We start from the raw sequence: 14,114 nt of genomic DNA, 5'->3' as shown, positions 1-14,114 counted from the left end.
AATATTATTGACAATAATGGAGGTCAGAAACTACGTTTGAACGTGTGTGGTATTTAATGACCCTGTGCAACACAACGACAAACAGCACTTGAGGAATTAGCAATGAAGATATGTAACCTGTACGCCGCTCCCCTTCTGTCAGCGCTGATGCTTTCTGGCGCTGCACAGGCACAATACTCAGCAGCCGACGAAATCAAGGTACTGCAAGGGTTTAAGGCAGGTGGCGGTAGCGACACCCTGGCTCAGCTGACGCAGCCATTTTTACGCGAAACGCTGGGGGTGGAGTTCATTAACGAGTACATGCCAGGCGCCACGGGTGCGATAGCCTGGACCCGGCTGACCCACCAATCACCCAACGATGGTAGCGTTATCAGCATCACCAACACGCCCATGCTAATGACGAACTACATCATGAATGACGCCATCAACTACTCGATCGAGCAGTTGACGCCCATCGCCAACGTCGTCACAGACCCAGGCATTATTGTGGTGCCGGCAAATAGCCCTTATCAAACAGTCGAGGATTTATTCGCCGCGGCCGAAGAACGCCCGGGGCAGATCACCGTGGCGAACTCAGGGGTGGGGGGCGATGACTTTTTCTCCACCATCATGATCGAAAAAGCGACCGGGCTTTCTTTCCAGAAAGTCCCTTTCCAGGGTGACGGTCCCTCGGCCACAGCGGCGCTGGGCAGCAAGGTCGACGCCAGCTTCAACAACCTGGGCAACGTTTTTGGCCACATTCAGTCGGGTAGCTTACGCCCGCTGGCCATATTCACCGAGGAGCGTTTGGATATCCTGCCGGATGTGCCCACGTTGATGGAAAAAGACATCGATGTCGTGGCGGGCTCTTCACGTGGCTATAGTGCCCCGGCGGACATTCCTGATGAGGCGCGTGATGAGCTGATCGCTGCCTTCGAAGCCCTCCGCGATAATGAAGAGTTCCAGGCAACTGCTGAAGAACGTGCCATGGTTCTCGATATCCGCACCGGGGATGACTACGGCCAAATGATCCAGAACATGGAAGCCGAGTTTGAAGAGATCTGGGCAGAGGTCAAGGATGAGGTCAATCAGTAAGCTGTTAAAGGGGCACGGGTATTCGACGATCGTTAATGGGGTGTGAAATGAACATAAGTCGTTTGGTCTTGGGCGTATTTGCCATTGGAGTAGCCGCGGCCTTTTTCATCACTGCGCTGGGCTATCCGGCTAAAGCGGCGAACATGCCCCTTATTTATTCGGTTGTCGTGGCCCTGTTGGGCGCGGCGATGGTAGGCCAGGAGGTGCTGGGTATTCTGCGCCGCCGTCAGGCACCCATTGACGGGGCAGCAACGCCCGGAAGCGATGCCTTTGCGGAGGACGCAGTCAGCGACGAGGTCACACACCGCAAGCCATGGAAGGCGATGTTGGTTTTCCTGCTGGCCGCGGTTTACCTCTACAGCATTTCGATTATGGGGTACCTGATCGCGACAGTGAGCTTCATGGTCCTGGCATTAACGATGATAGGCCATGTCTCCTGGCGTTTCGCAGCAATAGGTATCGTGCTGCTGGTCGCGGTGGTGTGTGCGGTGTTCATCGGCTTTTTGGGCCTGCCCGTATCGCTACTGCCGCCCCCATTCTCCTCATAACGACGAAGCTCCTTATAACTACAACGCTTCTCATCATGACAATTAAATCACTTTGATCCCCGCTCTTACTGCCTGGTAACCCATTGCAGCGAGCCGGGGGCAAGTGTCTGACGCAGGCTTTTGGAGTCTAGTCATATGGATAATCTCGTTCTGGTGGGCCTGAGTAATGTCCTCTCGTTCGCCAATATTGGCCTCATACTGGGCGGTACCCTTTTAGGGTTATTCGTCGGGGCCATGCCTGGGCTTTCAGCCACCATGGCGTTGGCGCTGCTGTTACCGCTAACTTTTGGTATGAATCCAGCATCAGGTCTTAGCATGCTGGCCTCACTCTATGTGGGTGCTTCCTATGGTGGCTCTATCGCCGCCATTTTGTTGAAGACCCCCGGCACCCCCTCTGCCGCCGCGACGGTACTCGATGGTTTTCCGCTTTCCCAACAGGGCCAGGCCGGTAAAGCGTTGGGCGTTTCGTTATTTGCATCGTTTATCGGAGGACTGCTAAGCGGCATCGCCCTGCTCACCGCAGCGCCGCTGCTCGGCGTATTGGTGCTCAAATTCGGCCCTATCGAGCTGTTTGCCATCGCCGTATTGGGTATCACCATTATTGGGTCGCTCTCCCAAGGTTCGGTGATCAGTGGCCTGCTTTCAGGTGCGCTGGGGCTTTTGTTGAGCACGGTCGGCATGGACTTGATCACCGGTACGCCAAGAATGACGTTCGATGTGATCAACCTGTTCTCGGGTATCGAGTTCACCGTTGCGCTGATCGGACTTTTCTCGATTCCCCAAGCCTTGATATTGATCGAGAATGCTCATGGTACCCAGAAGACGGCCAGCAAGATCACCGACCGGTTGATTCCGCCGCTCGCCGAAATTCGTCGCTTACTTCCCAATATCTTCCGCTCCAGCGGCATCGGTATCGTTACGGGCCTCATTCCAGGCACCGGGGGCGATACCGCCAGCTGGTTTGCCTACAACGAGGCCAAGCGCTTCGCTAAAGACAAGAGCCGCTTCGGCAAAGGGGATATCGCAGGGGTCGCGGCCCCTGAAGCCGCAAACAATGCGGTGGTCGGTGGCGCCTTGATACCCACCATTGCGCTGGGCATACCCGGCAGTTCCTCGACCGCGATTCTTTTGGGCGCGCTAATGGTACAGGGCATTCTGCCCGGGCCGAACCTGCTAACCGATTACGGGGATGTTACCTACACCCTAATTTGGGCAGTGATTTTCGCCAATATCGGCCTGCTGCTGGTGGGGCTGTTGTTCACTCGGCTTTGCGTCAGCGTAACGCGCGTACCCGATAGTTTTGTCGCCTGCTCCATCATTACGCTTTGCGTGATTGGTGCCTTTGCCATCAATAACAGCTTGTTTGAAGTGGGGTTGATGCTGGGCTTCGGGCTATTTGGTTACTGGATGAATAAGGCCGGCGTATCGCCCGCACCCATGGTCATCGGCCTAATTCTTGGCCCGGTCATGGAAACCAGCTACCAGCAATCGATGCTGATAGGACAAGGCAACATTAGCATATTCTTGACAAGCCCTATCGCCGTGGTGCTGCTCTGTATTGCCCTGCTGTCGATACTCCAAGCCACCCCTTTCTTTCGCTGGATACGGGCACCGTTTCGCAAGCGTGCTCAGGCTTAAAAAACTAATTTAAATTCGAGGCTTCATTATGACAACGATAACGGACGTGCGTACTCGAACAGTCAGTATACCGCTGGATAACCCCACCAGTTTTTCCAATCGACAGGTCCTCAAGCGCGACTACGTGTTGGTCGAAGTGGTGGGCGATGATGGCTATAAGGGTATTGGCTTTTGCTACGGCGGTAACAATGCGGGCTCTCTCGTCGCCAATGCCGTTAGAGAGCTGCTCGCGCCAGTACTCCTGGGTAAGGACGCCCATGCGACCGAAGCCCTGTGGCAAGCCATGTACCAGGAATCGCTGCTGCATGGTCGCAGCGGTTCGGTCATGCGCGCCATTAGTATTCTGGATACCGCCCTTTGGGATCGTAACGCTCGCGCCGCGAACCTTCCGCTCTATAAGTACTTGGGCGCAAGCGACTCGGTCGGCGTGCCGGCCTACGCCAGCGGTGGCTACTACCTGGAGGGCAAGACACCCGACATGCTCGGCCAGGAAATGGCCGGTTACGTGGCACAAGGTTTTAAAGCCGTGAAGATGAAAGTAGGCCGAGAAGATTTGGCTGGAGAAGAAGCGAGACTGGCGGCCGTACGCGAGGCAGTAGGCCCGGATGTACAGGTGATGATGGATGCCAACAATGCCTGGCAGGACCTACCTTCAGCATTGAACTTCATGCGCATGGCCGAACCCTATACCCCTTTCTGGATCGAGGAGCCGTTCAGCCCGGACGACACCGACAACCATCGCCGCTTGGCAGAGCGTACCCCCGTACCAGTAGCCACAGGTGAAATCGAAGCGGGACGTTGGCGCTTCAAGGAGTTGCTGGAAAAAGAAGCCGCCATGATTTTACAAACCGATGCAGCCGTATGTGGGGGCATTACCGAGTTTCGACGCATTGCCGCCACCGCCGCCAGTTTCGGCGTCGATGTCTATCCCCACTGGTTCCACGACCTGCATGTCCATTTGGTTGCCTCAGCGCCTAACGTCAAAATGGTCGAGTTCTTTGCTGATGACCAGGTTCTTAACTTCAGGCGTTTAGTGGATACGCAGCTGGAATTCGCCGACGGCCAGTTACTGCTACCCACGGCGCCAGGTCTTGGCTTCGACTTCGATCAATCGGCGCTTGAACGCTACGCCATTGAGCCCTGGCGCTAAGTTTTTTATTAAAGATCGCGTTCTATTAAAACGAGCGTTCTACCAATAACAAGGAAAACATCATGCCCCAAGCAAATGGCGACGTTTGGTCACCGGTCATCACCCCTTTCAACGCCGACCTGGCACCGCACACCAAGCGCTTTGTCTCGCATTGCCAGTGGCTTCACTCGAATGGTGTTGGGCTGGCCATTTTCGGCACCAACTCCGAAGCCAACTCCATGTCCGTCGTTGAAAAACAGGCGCTGTTAAAAGCATTGGTGGATGGCGGCGTCGACCCTGCCCGAGTCATGCCGGGCACGGGGGCCTGTTCGATCGATGACTGTGTGGCGCTCACCCAGGATGCTGTTACCCTGGGCTGTGCGGGTGTACTGATGTTACCGCCCTTCTACTATAAAGGCGTCAGCGACGAAGGCTTGTTTCGCTACTTTAGCCAGGTCATCAATCGCATCGATGATTCACGCCTTCGTATCTACCTTTACCATATTCCCCCGGTCACCCAGGTACCGCTCTCTTTTGACCTGATCGAGCGCTTGCGTGAGGCGTTCCCAGGTATCATTGCCGGCATCAAGGATAGCGGTGGCGATTGGGCCCATACCCAGGCATTAGTCGAGCGCTTTGCTAGCGACGATTTTGCCGTGTATGCGGGCAGCGAACGTTTTCTGTTGGATACGCTACGGGCAGGTGGCGCTGGCTGTATCAGCGCGACGGCAAATGTTAACCCGTCAGCCATCATCGACGTAGCCCAGCACTGGCAACAAGACGATCCCGACGAGCGTCAGCGGCGTCTAAACGTGATCCGCGATTTATTCGAAAAGTATCCGTTGATTCCAGCGATGAAAGCCGCGACTGCGCACTTCTCGGGCATTACCGATTGGCAGCGCGTGCGCCCCCCTTTAGTGGAGCTCGATGATCAAAAAGCCTCTGAGCTCATCACGTTGCTTCATGAAGCAGGGTTTAAAATGGAAGGGCTGGATGAGGCGAAACATGGCTGAGAAACCCCAAAAATGGCGTGTCGTCGCCCTACGGCGACTTAGCGATGCCCAGCTTGCAGCGCTTTCCCAGGTCGCCGAGGTGGCCTATTTCGAAGACTTGAACAGCTCAAACCAGGCCGATTTTTTATTGGCGCTTTCAAAGGCTCACGCTTTGATTGGCGGCAAGCTCGAACTCGATGAAGCCATGCTCGAGCAAGCGCCGCAGCTACAAGTAGTTGCTACCATTTCGGTAGGTTATGACCACCTGCCTCTCCAGGCACTGAACCAGCGCGGCATTTTAGTATGCAATACGCCCGATGTATTGACCGAAACCACCGCCGACACGGCGTTTGCACTCATTATGGCGGTTCAGCGGCGGCTGGTGGAACTGGCGAACCTGGTTCGCGAGGGTGGCTGGCGTGCCCATATCGGTATCGAGCATTTCGGCATTGATGTGCATGGTAAAACCTTAGGCATTGTGGGGGCAGGCCGCATTGGTGCAGCGATTGCCAAGCGCGGGGCGCTGGGTTTTGGTATGCCCATTCTCTATACCTCCGCATCATCCAAACCTGAGCTCGAGCAGCGCCTGGGCGCACAGCGGCGCACCCTCGATGAACTGCTGGCAGAGGCAGATATCGTCTGCCTCTGCGTGCCCTATAACACTGATACACATCATTTGATCGACGCCGACGCCTTGGCGCGCATGAAACCAACGGCCGCTCTCGTCAACGTGGCGAGAGGCAAGGTGGTCGATGAATCGGCGCTGATCGATGCCCTTCGCTACAGCAAAATTCGTGCAGCGGGGCTCGATGTTTTCGCCCAGGAGCCGCTATCCGCCGACTCCCCCTTGAGTACCATGCACAATGTGGTGGCAACGCCCCACATCGGTTCTGCCACCCATGAAACGCGTACCGCTATGGCGCAATTGGCCGTCGATAACCTGTTGAGCGTGCTCACCGGCCACGGCTCACGCAATGGTGTTAATGAAGATACCTGCCAACGCGTTGCCAATGCTGCCAAGGAGACATGATGCCCCGACATCTGGAACGCATCCTGAGCCTCGATGATTTCGAGCGTGAAGCACGGCGCCATTTACCGCGTCCCCTTTTTGGCTATGTGGCAAGCGTGGCCGAAGACGGTCATACGGCCCGCGCGAGCCGTGAAGCCTTCGATGCCTACGCGTTTCTACCTCGGTCGCTGGTCAACGTCTCGGGCGTTTCGACGCACACAGAGCTTTTTGGCCATCGCTATGCCTACCCGTTCGGTATAGCCCCCATGGGCATTAGCGCCCTCACCGCTTATAGGGGCGATCAGGTATTGGCCCGAGCGGCATCCAAAGCGAGCATTCCCATGGTTGTCAGCGGCACCTCGCTGATACCCATGGAAGATTTGGCGGGGCCGAACGGCTCGGATTGGTTTCAAGCCTATCTTCCCGGCACGCTGGAGGAAATCGATGCGCTGCTTGCGCGTGTTGAGCACGCCGGGTTCAGCAAACTGGTGATCACTGTCGATTATGCCGTGCCGCCCAATCCCGAGAACCACCGCCGTGCTGGCTTTTCATCGCCATTACGTCCTGGTCCCAGGCTTGCCTGGGACGGGCTGATGCGCCCCCGCTGGCTATTCGGAACGTTTCTGAAAACCTTGTGGCATCACGGCGTACCACACTTCGAAAACAACGCCGCCGTGCGCGGCGTGCCGGTACTGGCTAAAAACGCTAACCGGGATTTCTCGGGCCGTCGACACCTGGATTGGTCGACTCTGGATCAGGTTCGCTCGCGCTGGAAGGGAGCACTTGTGGTCAAAGGGATTTTGCACCCCGAAGACGCACGGCGGGCGGTCAGTGCCGGCGCCGATGGCTTGATTGTTTCCAACCACGGCGGCCGCCAGCTCGATGGTACGGTCGCACCGCTCACCATGTTACCCGAGGTACTGAACGCAGTTCAGGGTGCCGTGCCTGTCATGATCGACGGTAGTTTCCGGCGGGGCAGCCAGGTACTCAAGGCACTGTCATTAGGTGCCCATTTCGTATTCCTCGGCCGCCCTTTTAATTACGCCGCCAGCATCGCTGGTGAAGCCGGAGTAGAGAAAGCTATTACGCTACTGGGAAGTGAACTAGAGCGGAATATGGCACTGCTGGGTGTAAGAGGGATGGATGAATTATCGACGGGGTTGTTACGCTATCATCGGTGTACGGAAAGTGATTGATAGCCATCAGCGAGGAAACAATGCCCGCGCGTTTTAGAGGACGGTGGCTTCGAGTGCTGTTTAGAAAGCTAGGTCTACGGGATATGGCGTCCCTGGCAGGAGTCGAACCTGCGACCTGCCGCTTAGGAGGCGGCTGCTCTATCCTACTGAGCTACAGGGACGTGGGCGGGTAAAGCGGCGCGTAGTATAGCGCGCCGGTGAAGTGAGGCCAACCAGCCCGCTTAAATCCAGCCCAATAGACGCAGGGCGAAGATGCCGAGTGTGATGGTGAGGCTCGCCATGATGGTGGTGAGCGCGATGATGTTCGCGGCCAAAGTCACATTGCCGCCCATGGCCTTGGCCATGACGAAGCTGGCGGCGGCGGTGGGGCTTGCAAAGAACAGGAATAGAAGGCCCAGCTGCTCGTCTGTAAACCCGCACAGCCAGGCCGCGAACGTCGATACCGCGGGCAGTACGATCATTTTCATTACGCTCGAACTCAGCGCAACGGCCCGACCGTCGCGCAGGCTGGCCGCCGACAGCGTGGCACCGATACAGATCAGCGCCAGCGGCAGTGTCAACGAGGCGAAGTAGTTGCCCGAGGTCATGACCCAGCGGGGAAGCTCGACAGACAGCGCTGTAAATGGAATTGCCAGCAGCACAGAGATGATCAAGGGATTGGTGGCAATTTTTTTGAGCAGGCTGGACCAACGTGTGGTTTGGCCGGACTGATAGGCCGAGAGTACCCACACCGACAGTACGTTATAGAGCACGATGACCAGCCCCAGTAAAAGGCTGCCCGCCGAGAGACCGTAGTTACCGTACATGCCGGCGGCCAATGCCAGCCCCACTACGCCGCCATTGCCTCTAAACGCCCCCTGCACGTAGATGCCTCGCTCTTCATAGGGCACGCGGTAGTATGCCCACAGCCAGCTGGCGAAAAATTGGGCGAGCGTGGCCAGAGCAAAGAACAGCAGCAGCGGTATATCCAGCGCCACGCCCATATCCGCTTTTATGAGGCTTAAAAAAATCAGCGTGGGGAGCGTGGCGCGAAACACGAGTGTGGACGCAGTCGACACGAAGGCGCGGTCGATCAACCGGAGGCGTTTCAGCACGATGCCTAAAAACACCATGGCGAAAACCGGCAGGGTTATATCCAGCGTACGTGCGAATAGCTCTATCAGGTTCACGGATTTACTCTAATCCAATGGCGTAGCGGCCCGATTTTCCTTGGTGCCTGCCGGGCCAGCACGCCAAGGCGATCAAAAAAGCGTCATGGGGTCGAATTCGCTTGGGTTACTGACAACCACGTCGTTGCGCCCACGGCTTTTGGCCTCATAACTGGCGGCATCGGCACGGTTCAGCGCATCCTCGATGGAGTCGTCATCGTCGTTGAAGCGTGTCACGCCCATGCTGAGCGTCACAGTGTAGACCTTATCAGCGTGGGTGACCGAGACCTCGCTCACTGCCTGACGTAGCGACTCGGCAATGCGCTGAGCCTGCGTCAGCGTACAGCTGGGCAAGAGGACGCCGAACTCGTCTCCGCCCTGGCGCGCCACGTGGTCGCTTCGGCGAACCTCCCAGGCAATGACTTGGGCGATTCGCCGAAGCATTTCATCGCCCAGCGCGTGGCCGCCTTCATCGTTGATCGGCTTGAAGTGGTCGAGGTCGAACAGCAGCAGCGCCGAGGGCGTGCTGGTTTTCTGGAAGTCGGCATAGGCTTCATCCAGGCGGCGTAAAAATCCGCGCCGGTTGAGCAAGCCCGTCAGCGGGTCGTGCTCTGCTTCCCAACGCTGCAGCGCCTCCTGCTGGCGACGTTCGGTGATGTCCTTGACCACGCCAACCAGCCCCAGCGAGTGGCCGCTTTGCGAGAGCATGACCACCCGGGCATGAATATCGAGCCAAAGGATTTCGCGGTCGCTTCTGATGAACCGTAGCTGGCGGATGTAATCCTTGCCGCTTTTGAGGCTATGCTGCCAAAGATCGACGGCGCCCTGATAATCGTCCGGGTGAATCTGTTTGAGCCACGCCTCCATGAGCGTCTCTTTGGGAATGTCGAGCATCATCAAGAGCGCGGGGTTCATGTACGTGATCACGCCATCGAAATTGGCCACGAACATGCCTTCCGGGCTCGAGTTGAGCACCGAGTCCAAAAACGCCTCGCGCTCATGGAGGTTGTTCAACAGCTGCTGGCGTTCGTCCTCGACGCGATTAAAGGTGTTCGCCACTTCCTGCAGCTCGTGCATGCTCGTGGCGAGATTCACGTGGGAGCGCTTGGCGCGCCCGACTTCATCGATCTGCGCTTCCAGCCGATTCAACGGCGATAAAATACGCGCCAACAGCCACCAGAGCAGCGGCATCAACAAAAGCGCCAGCGCCAACCAGATCCACCACAGCCGATAGATGAAATCGGAAAGCGGCGCCTGCGCCTGCTCGACCGGCAAATAGAGCCCTACGACCCAGTTCGCGGGCCATACCTGAGAATAGGACTGATAAGCGCTCTGGCCATTGAGAAGATTACCGAGACCGTCGCCCTCCCAGCCATCCAGTGCCGAATCGAGCCACGGGTGATCGTCCAGAGAACTCACGGCGGTGTTCACAAGGGTTTTATCCGGATGAAAAAGAATGCGCCCCGAAGCGGTGAAAATGGCTGAATAGCCATCATCACCCAATCGAATCTTGGCAAGCCGGTTAAACAGCCCGCCGGAATTCAGCCGTACGATACCGCCGACCGTTCCGCGAAATTCACCGTCGCCGTTCAGGCGCGGCACACCGATCACCACCAGCGGTTCATTGCTGACCCGCCCTAGAAAAGGTTCGCTGACGTAAGGGGTGCGTGTACCCCGCAGCATTTTAAAGTTTTCGCTGTCGCCGGTTTCGAGCCCCACCCGGCCAATCACGCTCGGCCAATCGGCGATGATCGTGCCGGCTTCATTGCTGACCACGACGCCATCGAACCAGGAGAGCAGCGAGTCATTTTTGGCCAATTCATACTGAACCCAAGCAGCATCATCAGCGGCACCAATGGCACTGCTGAACCGCTGAAGCGCATCGATGCGGTTTTCGACCTGCTGGGTCAGCTCATCGGCCAGAATGTTGGCCTCGTAGCGCAAGTGAGTCACGTTGGACGCCTGAAGCATGTTCTTGCCCACCTGCCAGGTAAGCCCCAGCATAACGGCAGCCAGTACCAACAGTAAGATGGAAAGCCCCAGCAGCAGGCGGCTTTTTAGTGAGCGAAAGCGGATCATTCTTGTTCGTAACGGGGCTGGCAGCACCGGGAATTCCTGCTCATTGATGTATTTTTTGAACGCCGCCGAGAGAGTTGCTTTGCCCATATGAAACGGCGTATTGGCACTCACGACCGACATTCGTCAGCACGGCTGACTCTAGTCCTTCCTGACGTCTACCTTAATCACTTACATAGGAAAGGTCACTATCCGAGCAACCGCTCAAGGGATTGTCCTCTCATTTTCATGTATTTTCAGACATTCAAAGAGCCAAACTGCGCAACATTACACCGTTACCGGTGCTTTTCATATTCGGCTGGTACCATTTCATGGCACAACTATAGAGATGACGCGCAAACCTGAAAGATGAAAAAGTGAGCCACGTTCTCCTGATAGTCGGTCGCTATTTCTGATACAAAATCAGCGAGGTCGCGCCCAATACTCAGTCAATAAGAGTGAGTTTCCGGGCCGAGTCGCTCACTCGGCCCTTTCAGATACTCGACGCAGATCATTCATGAAGATGTGATGACCTTCATCTTCGCGAAAATTGACGGCTTTCAAAACTGACCATACCTGTAAAACGCTCGGCACGCCTGTTTTTGAGCGCTTTAGATATCGAAGCCGGCTTCGCGAGCAAGTGTCGTGTTGGCTTGCAGCCAGCCTTCGATATGGCCGCAGTCGAACGTACGTCCGTGCATACGAAATGCCTGAACGGTTTGGCCCTCCTGCATGAGCCGGTCGATAGCGTCGGTGAGCTGAATCTCGTTGCCGGCACCTGGGGGTTGGTCGGCCAAAAGCTCCATGATACGGTACGGCAGAACGTAGCGGCCAATGACCGATAGCCGTGACGGCGCTTCCTCCGGCTTGGGCTTTTCGACTACACCGCGCATGTTGGCGCTCTCCCCCGCATTGGGCTCGTCGCAATCGACGATACCGTAGCGATAGACCTCTTCCTGAGCCACGGCTTCAACCATGATTTGCGAGGCGCTCTGAGCGTTCCAACGCTCGATCATGCTACCCAAATCGCACTCCTGGCTGCCCACCTGAGGCTTCACTAGAACGTCGGGCAAAATCACCGAGAAGGGCTCGCCTTCATCCAGCAAGTGGGCAGCGCAGTGAATGGCATGGCCCAGCCCCTTGGCATTGGCTTGGCGTACGCTGGTAATTCTGAGTTTGGGCGGCGCGATGGCCGAAAGCGTTTCGAGTATCGCGTCCTTGCCTTTACTGGAAAGCGAGTACTCGAGCTCGAAGTGGGCATCGAAGTGATCTTCGATGGCCGATTTTCCCGTGCGTGTCACCAGAATAATTTCATTGATGCCCGCCGCCAGTGCCTCCTCGACCACATGCTGAATCAACGGGCGGTCGACGACCGGTACCATCTCCTTGGGAATCGCCTTACTGATAGGCAATAGACGCGTCCCGAATCCTGCTACTGGAATGATGGCCTTACGCACCTGAGTCATCTAATCGTCCTTTTGAATACGGTTTTCGAAACGTTAAACCTTCTTTGAGTTGCCAACCTGTACCATGGACGCGCTTTTAATACCAATTGGCATCAATGGACCTGCTGGCTCAACCCTTCAGTACACTTGAGAGTAATGCCTGAGCGCTTTGAATCAACTCATCCAGATGCGCTGCGCTTTTGAAGCTTTCAGCGTAAATCTTGTAAAGCGACTCGGTGCCGCTGGGTCGTGCGGCGAACCAGCCGCTTTGCGTGGTCACCTTGATACCACCGATGGTAGCGCCATTACCCGGCGCCTCGAACAGCACCGCCGTAATCGCATCGCCGGCAAGGGTGTCGGCGGTCACGCTGCCCTTGGTCAGCTGCTTGAACGCGGCCTTCTCTTCCGCACTACAGGCGGTATCGAGGCGCTTATAGTGCGGGGTGCCCAAACGCTCGGTAAGTTCCGCATAATAAGCGCTCGGCGTTTTACCCGTCACCGCCAGGATTTCCGCAGCCAGCAGGCAAAGCGCGATGCCATCCTTGTCCGTCGACCAGGGCCGCCCCTCTCGGGTCAACAGGCTCGCACCCGCGCTCTCTTCGCCACCAAACCCCAGATAGCCCTTGTGTAGGCCATCGACGAACCATTTGAATCCCACCGGCACCTCAAAAAGCTCTCGCCCGTGAGACGCCACGACCCGGTCAATCATCGAAGACGACACCAGGGTTTTGCCAATTTTGAGCGCGCCCTCCCCATGACTCGGCCACTGCGGACGATAGCTCAGCAGATAGTCCACACAGACGGCCAAAAAGTGGTTGGGGTTCATCAGCCCGTTGGCATCGACGATACCGTGACGGTCGGCGTCCGGGTCGTTACCAAACGCGATATCGAAGCGGTCCTTGATCTCCAAAAGCTTCGCCATGGCCGCCGTGCTCGAACAGTCCATGCGGATCTTTCCATCATGGTCCGGCGGCATGAAGGAAAAGCTTTCATCCACGGTGGTATTCACTATCTCGAGATCGATAGCGAAGCGCTCGGCAATGACCTGCCACACCGGCAAGGCCGCGCCGCCCATGGGATCGGCACCCAGCTTGAGCCCCGCCTGCTCGATCGCGTCGATGTCGATCACCAGGGGCAGGTTGTCGACGTAAAGCTTTGTGAAATCGTACTCCGTAGCATGATCGAGCGCTTCTTCGAGCGAAACACGGGGTACATCGTCAAGGCGTGTCAGATAGTCGTTGGCACGCGCCTCGATCCAGCCGGTCGCGTCGGTGTCCGCTGGGCCACCGTGGTAGGGGTTGTACTTGATACCGCCATCTTCCGGCGGGTTGTGCGACGGCGTGATGATCAATCCATCCGCCCGGGGCGCATTGGTATCGGCGTTATGGTGCAAAATGGCATGGCTAACCAAGGGTGTAGCCGTGTAGCCCTTCTCTTTTTCTATATAAACAGTGACCTGATTGGCTGCCAACACCTGTAGCACACACTCCCAAGCCGGACGCGATAGCGCGTGAGTGTCGAGACCCAAAAAAAGCGGTCCCTGGTAGCCGGCATCACGCCGATAATCCACCACTGCCTGGGTGATCGCCCAGATATGCGCAGCGTTGAAGGTGCGATCCAAAGCGCGACCACGATGGCCGGAGGTGCCAAACGCTACGCGCTCGGCGGCCACTTTCGCGTCAGGAGTGTGGTTATAAAATGCCTCGACGATGACGTTTATCTGCGCCTTCCCGTTCATTTACTTGTCCATCCCTGAAAATAAAATGGCTCAAGATATTACTATAGAAACAGGCGTAGCTCTTCAAACGCTACACAAAATTCATTGAGGTAGCGTTCAAGACAAGTGATACGGAAGTCCGGAAAGTTAGCATTCAAAGCTA

11 protein-coding genes and 1 tRNA gene are annotated in these 14,114 nt (G+C 56.6%); 7 read left to right on the top strand and 5 right to left on the bottom strand.

All coding sequences use genetic code 11. The features are described 5' to 3' along the window. Positions 1–102: 102 nt before the first annotated feature. From RN346_RS06455 to RN346_RS06425, 7 genes are all read left to right on the top strand, one after another. Positions 103–1,074, top strand: coding sequence for a tripartite tricarboxylate transporter substrate binding protein (locus tag RN346_RS06455; RefSeq protein WP_263584446.1), 972 nt, complete (start codon positions 103–105; stop codon positions 1,072–1,074). Positions 1,075–1,121: 47 nt separating this feature from the next. Continuing rightward, the gene (locus RN346_RS06450; protein WP_311962502.1) at positions 1,122–1,622 is read left to right on the top strand and encodes a tripartite tricarboxylate transporter TctB family protein; all 501 of its coding nucleotides are present in this window, start codon (positions 1,122–1,124) and stop codon (positions 1,620–1,622) included. 135 nt (positions 1,623–1,757) lie between these two features. Next, positions 1,758–3,260: a tripartite tricarboxylate transporter permease gene (locus RN346_RS06445; RefSeq protein ID WP_311962501.1), complete on the top strand. Its 1,503-nt coding sequence runs from the start codon at positions 1,758–1,760 to the stop codon at positions 3,258–3,260. A 28-nt stretch (positions 3,261–3,288) separates the two neighbouring features. Next, positions 3,289–4,410 carry a mandelate racemase/muconate lactonizing enzyme family protein gene (locus RN346_RS06440; protein ID WP_311962500.1) on the top strand — a complete coding sequence of 374 codons (1,122 nt, stop codon included), beginning with the start codon at positions 3,289–3,291 and terminating at the stop codon, positions 4,408–4,410. A gap of 62 nt (positions 4,411–4,472) precedes the next feature. Continuing rightward, positions 4,473–5,402 (top strand): dihydrodipicolinate synthase family protein, encoded by a 930-nt coding sequence (locus RN346_RS06435; RefSeq protein WP_311962499.1) that lies wholly within the window; start codon positions 4,473–4,475, stop codon positions 5,400–5,402. After that, positions 5,395–6,411, top strand: coding sequence for a D-glycerate dehydrogenase (locus RN346_RS06430; RefSeq protein ID WP_311962498.1), 1,017 nt, complete (start codon positions 5,395–5,397; stop codon positions 6,409–6,411). The genes RN346_RS06435 and RN346_RS06430 overlap by 8 nt, the downstream gene beginning before the upstream one ends. Continuing rightward, a complete protein-coding gene (locus RN346_RS06425; protein WP_311962497.1) occupies positions 6,411–7,586 on the top strand; it encodes an alpha-hydroxy acid oxidase in 1,176 nt (391 codons plus the stop codon). Before RN346_RS06430 ends, RN346_RS06425 begins: the two co-directional genes overlap by 1 nt. 84 nt (positions 7,587–7,670) lie before the next feature. Here RN346_RS06425 and RN346_RS06420 read toward each other — a convergent pair. From RN346_RS06420 to pgm, 5 genes are all read right to left on the bottom strand, one after another. Next, positions 7,671–7,747, bottom strand: a tRNA-Arg gene (locus tag RN346_RS06420). Positions 7,748–7,807: 60 nt separating this feature from the next. After that, complete coding sequence (locus RN346_RS06415; protein WP_263584453.1) at positions 7,808–8,755, bottom strand: AEC family transporter; 948 nt, start codon at positions 8,753–8,755, stop codon at positions 7,808–7,810. A gap of 72 nt (positions 8,756–8,827) precedes the next feature. Continuing rightward, on the bottom strand, positions 8,828–10,813 hold the full coding sequence (locus RN346_RS06410; protein WP_311962695.1) for a diguanylate cyclase domain-containing protein: 1,986 nt from the start codon (positions 10,811–10,813) through the stop codon (positions 8,828–8,830). 587 nt (positions 10,814–11,400) lie between these two features. Next, entirely contained in the window at positions 11,401–12,255 is an 855-nt protein-coding gene (locus RN346_RS06405; RefSeq protein WP_263584454.1) for a UTP--glucose-1-phosphate uridylyltransferase, read from the bottom strand. Between the two features lie 109 nt (positions 12,256–12,364). Beyond that, entirely contained in the window at positions 12,365–13,972 is a 1,608-nt protein-coding gene (gene pgm, locus RN346_RS06400; RefSeq protein ID WP_409335787.1) for a phosphoglucomutase (alpha-D-glucose-1,6-bisphosphate-dependent), read from the bottom strand. Between the last annotated feature and the right edge of the window lie 142 nt (positions 13,973–14,114).

It is taken from the genome of Halomonas sp. PAMB 3232 (assembly GCF_031954225.1).
Classification (GTDB): Bacteria; Pseudomonadota; Gammaproteobacteria; order Pseudomonadales; family Halomonadaceae; genus Vreelandella.
The sequence above is the reverse complement of the archived record's forward strand: the minus strand, read 5'-3'. Positions and strand labels throughout refer to the sequence as shown.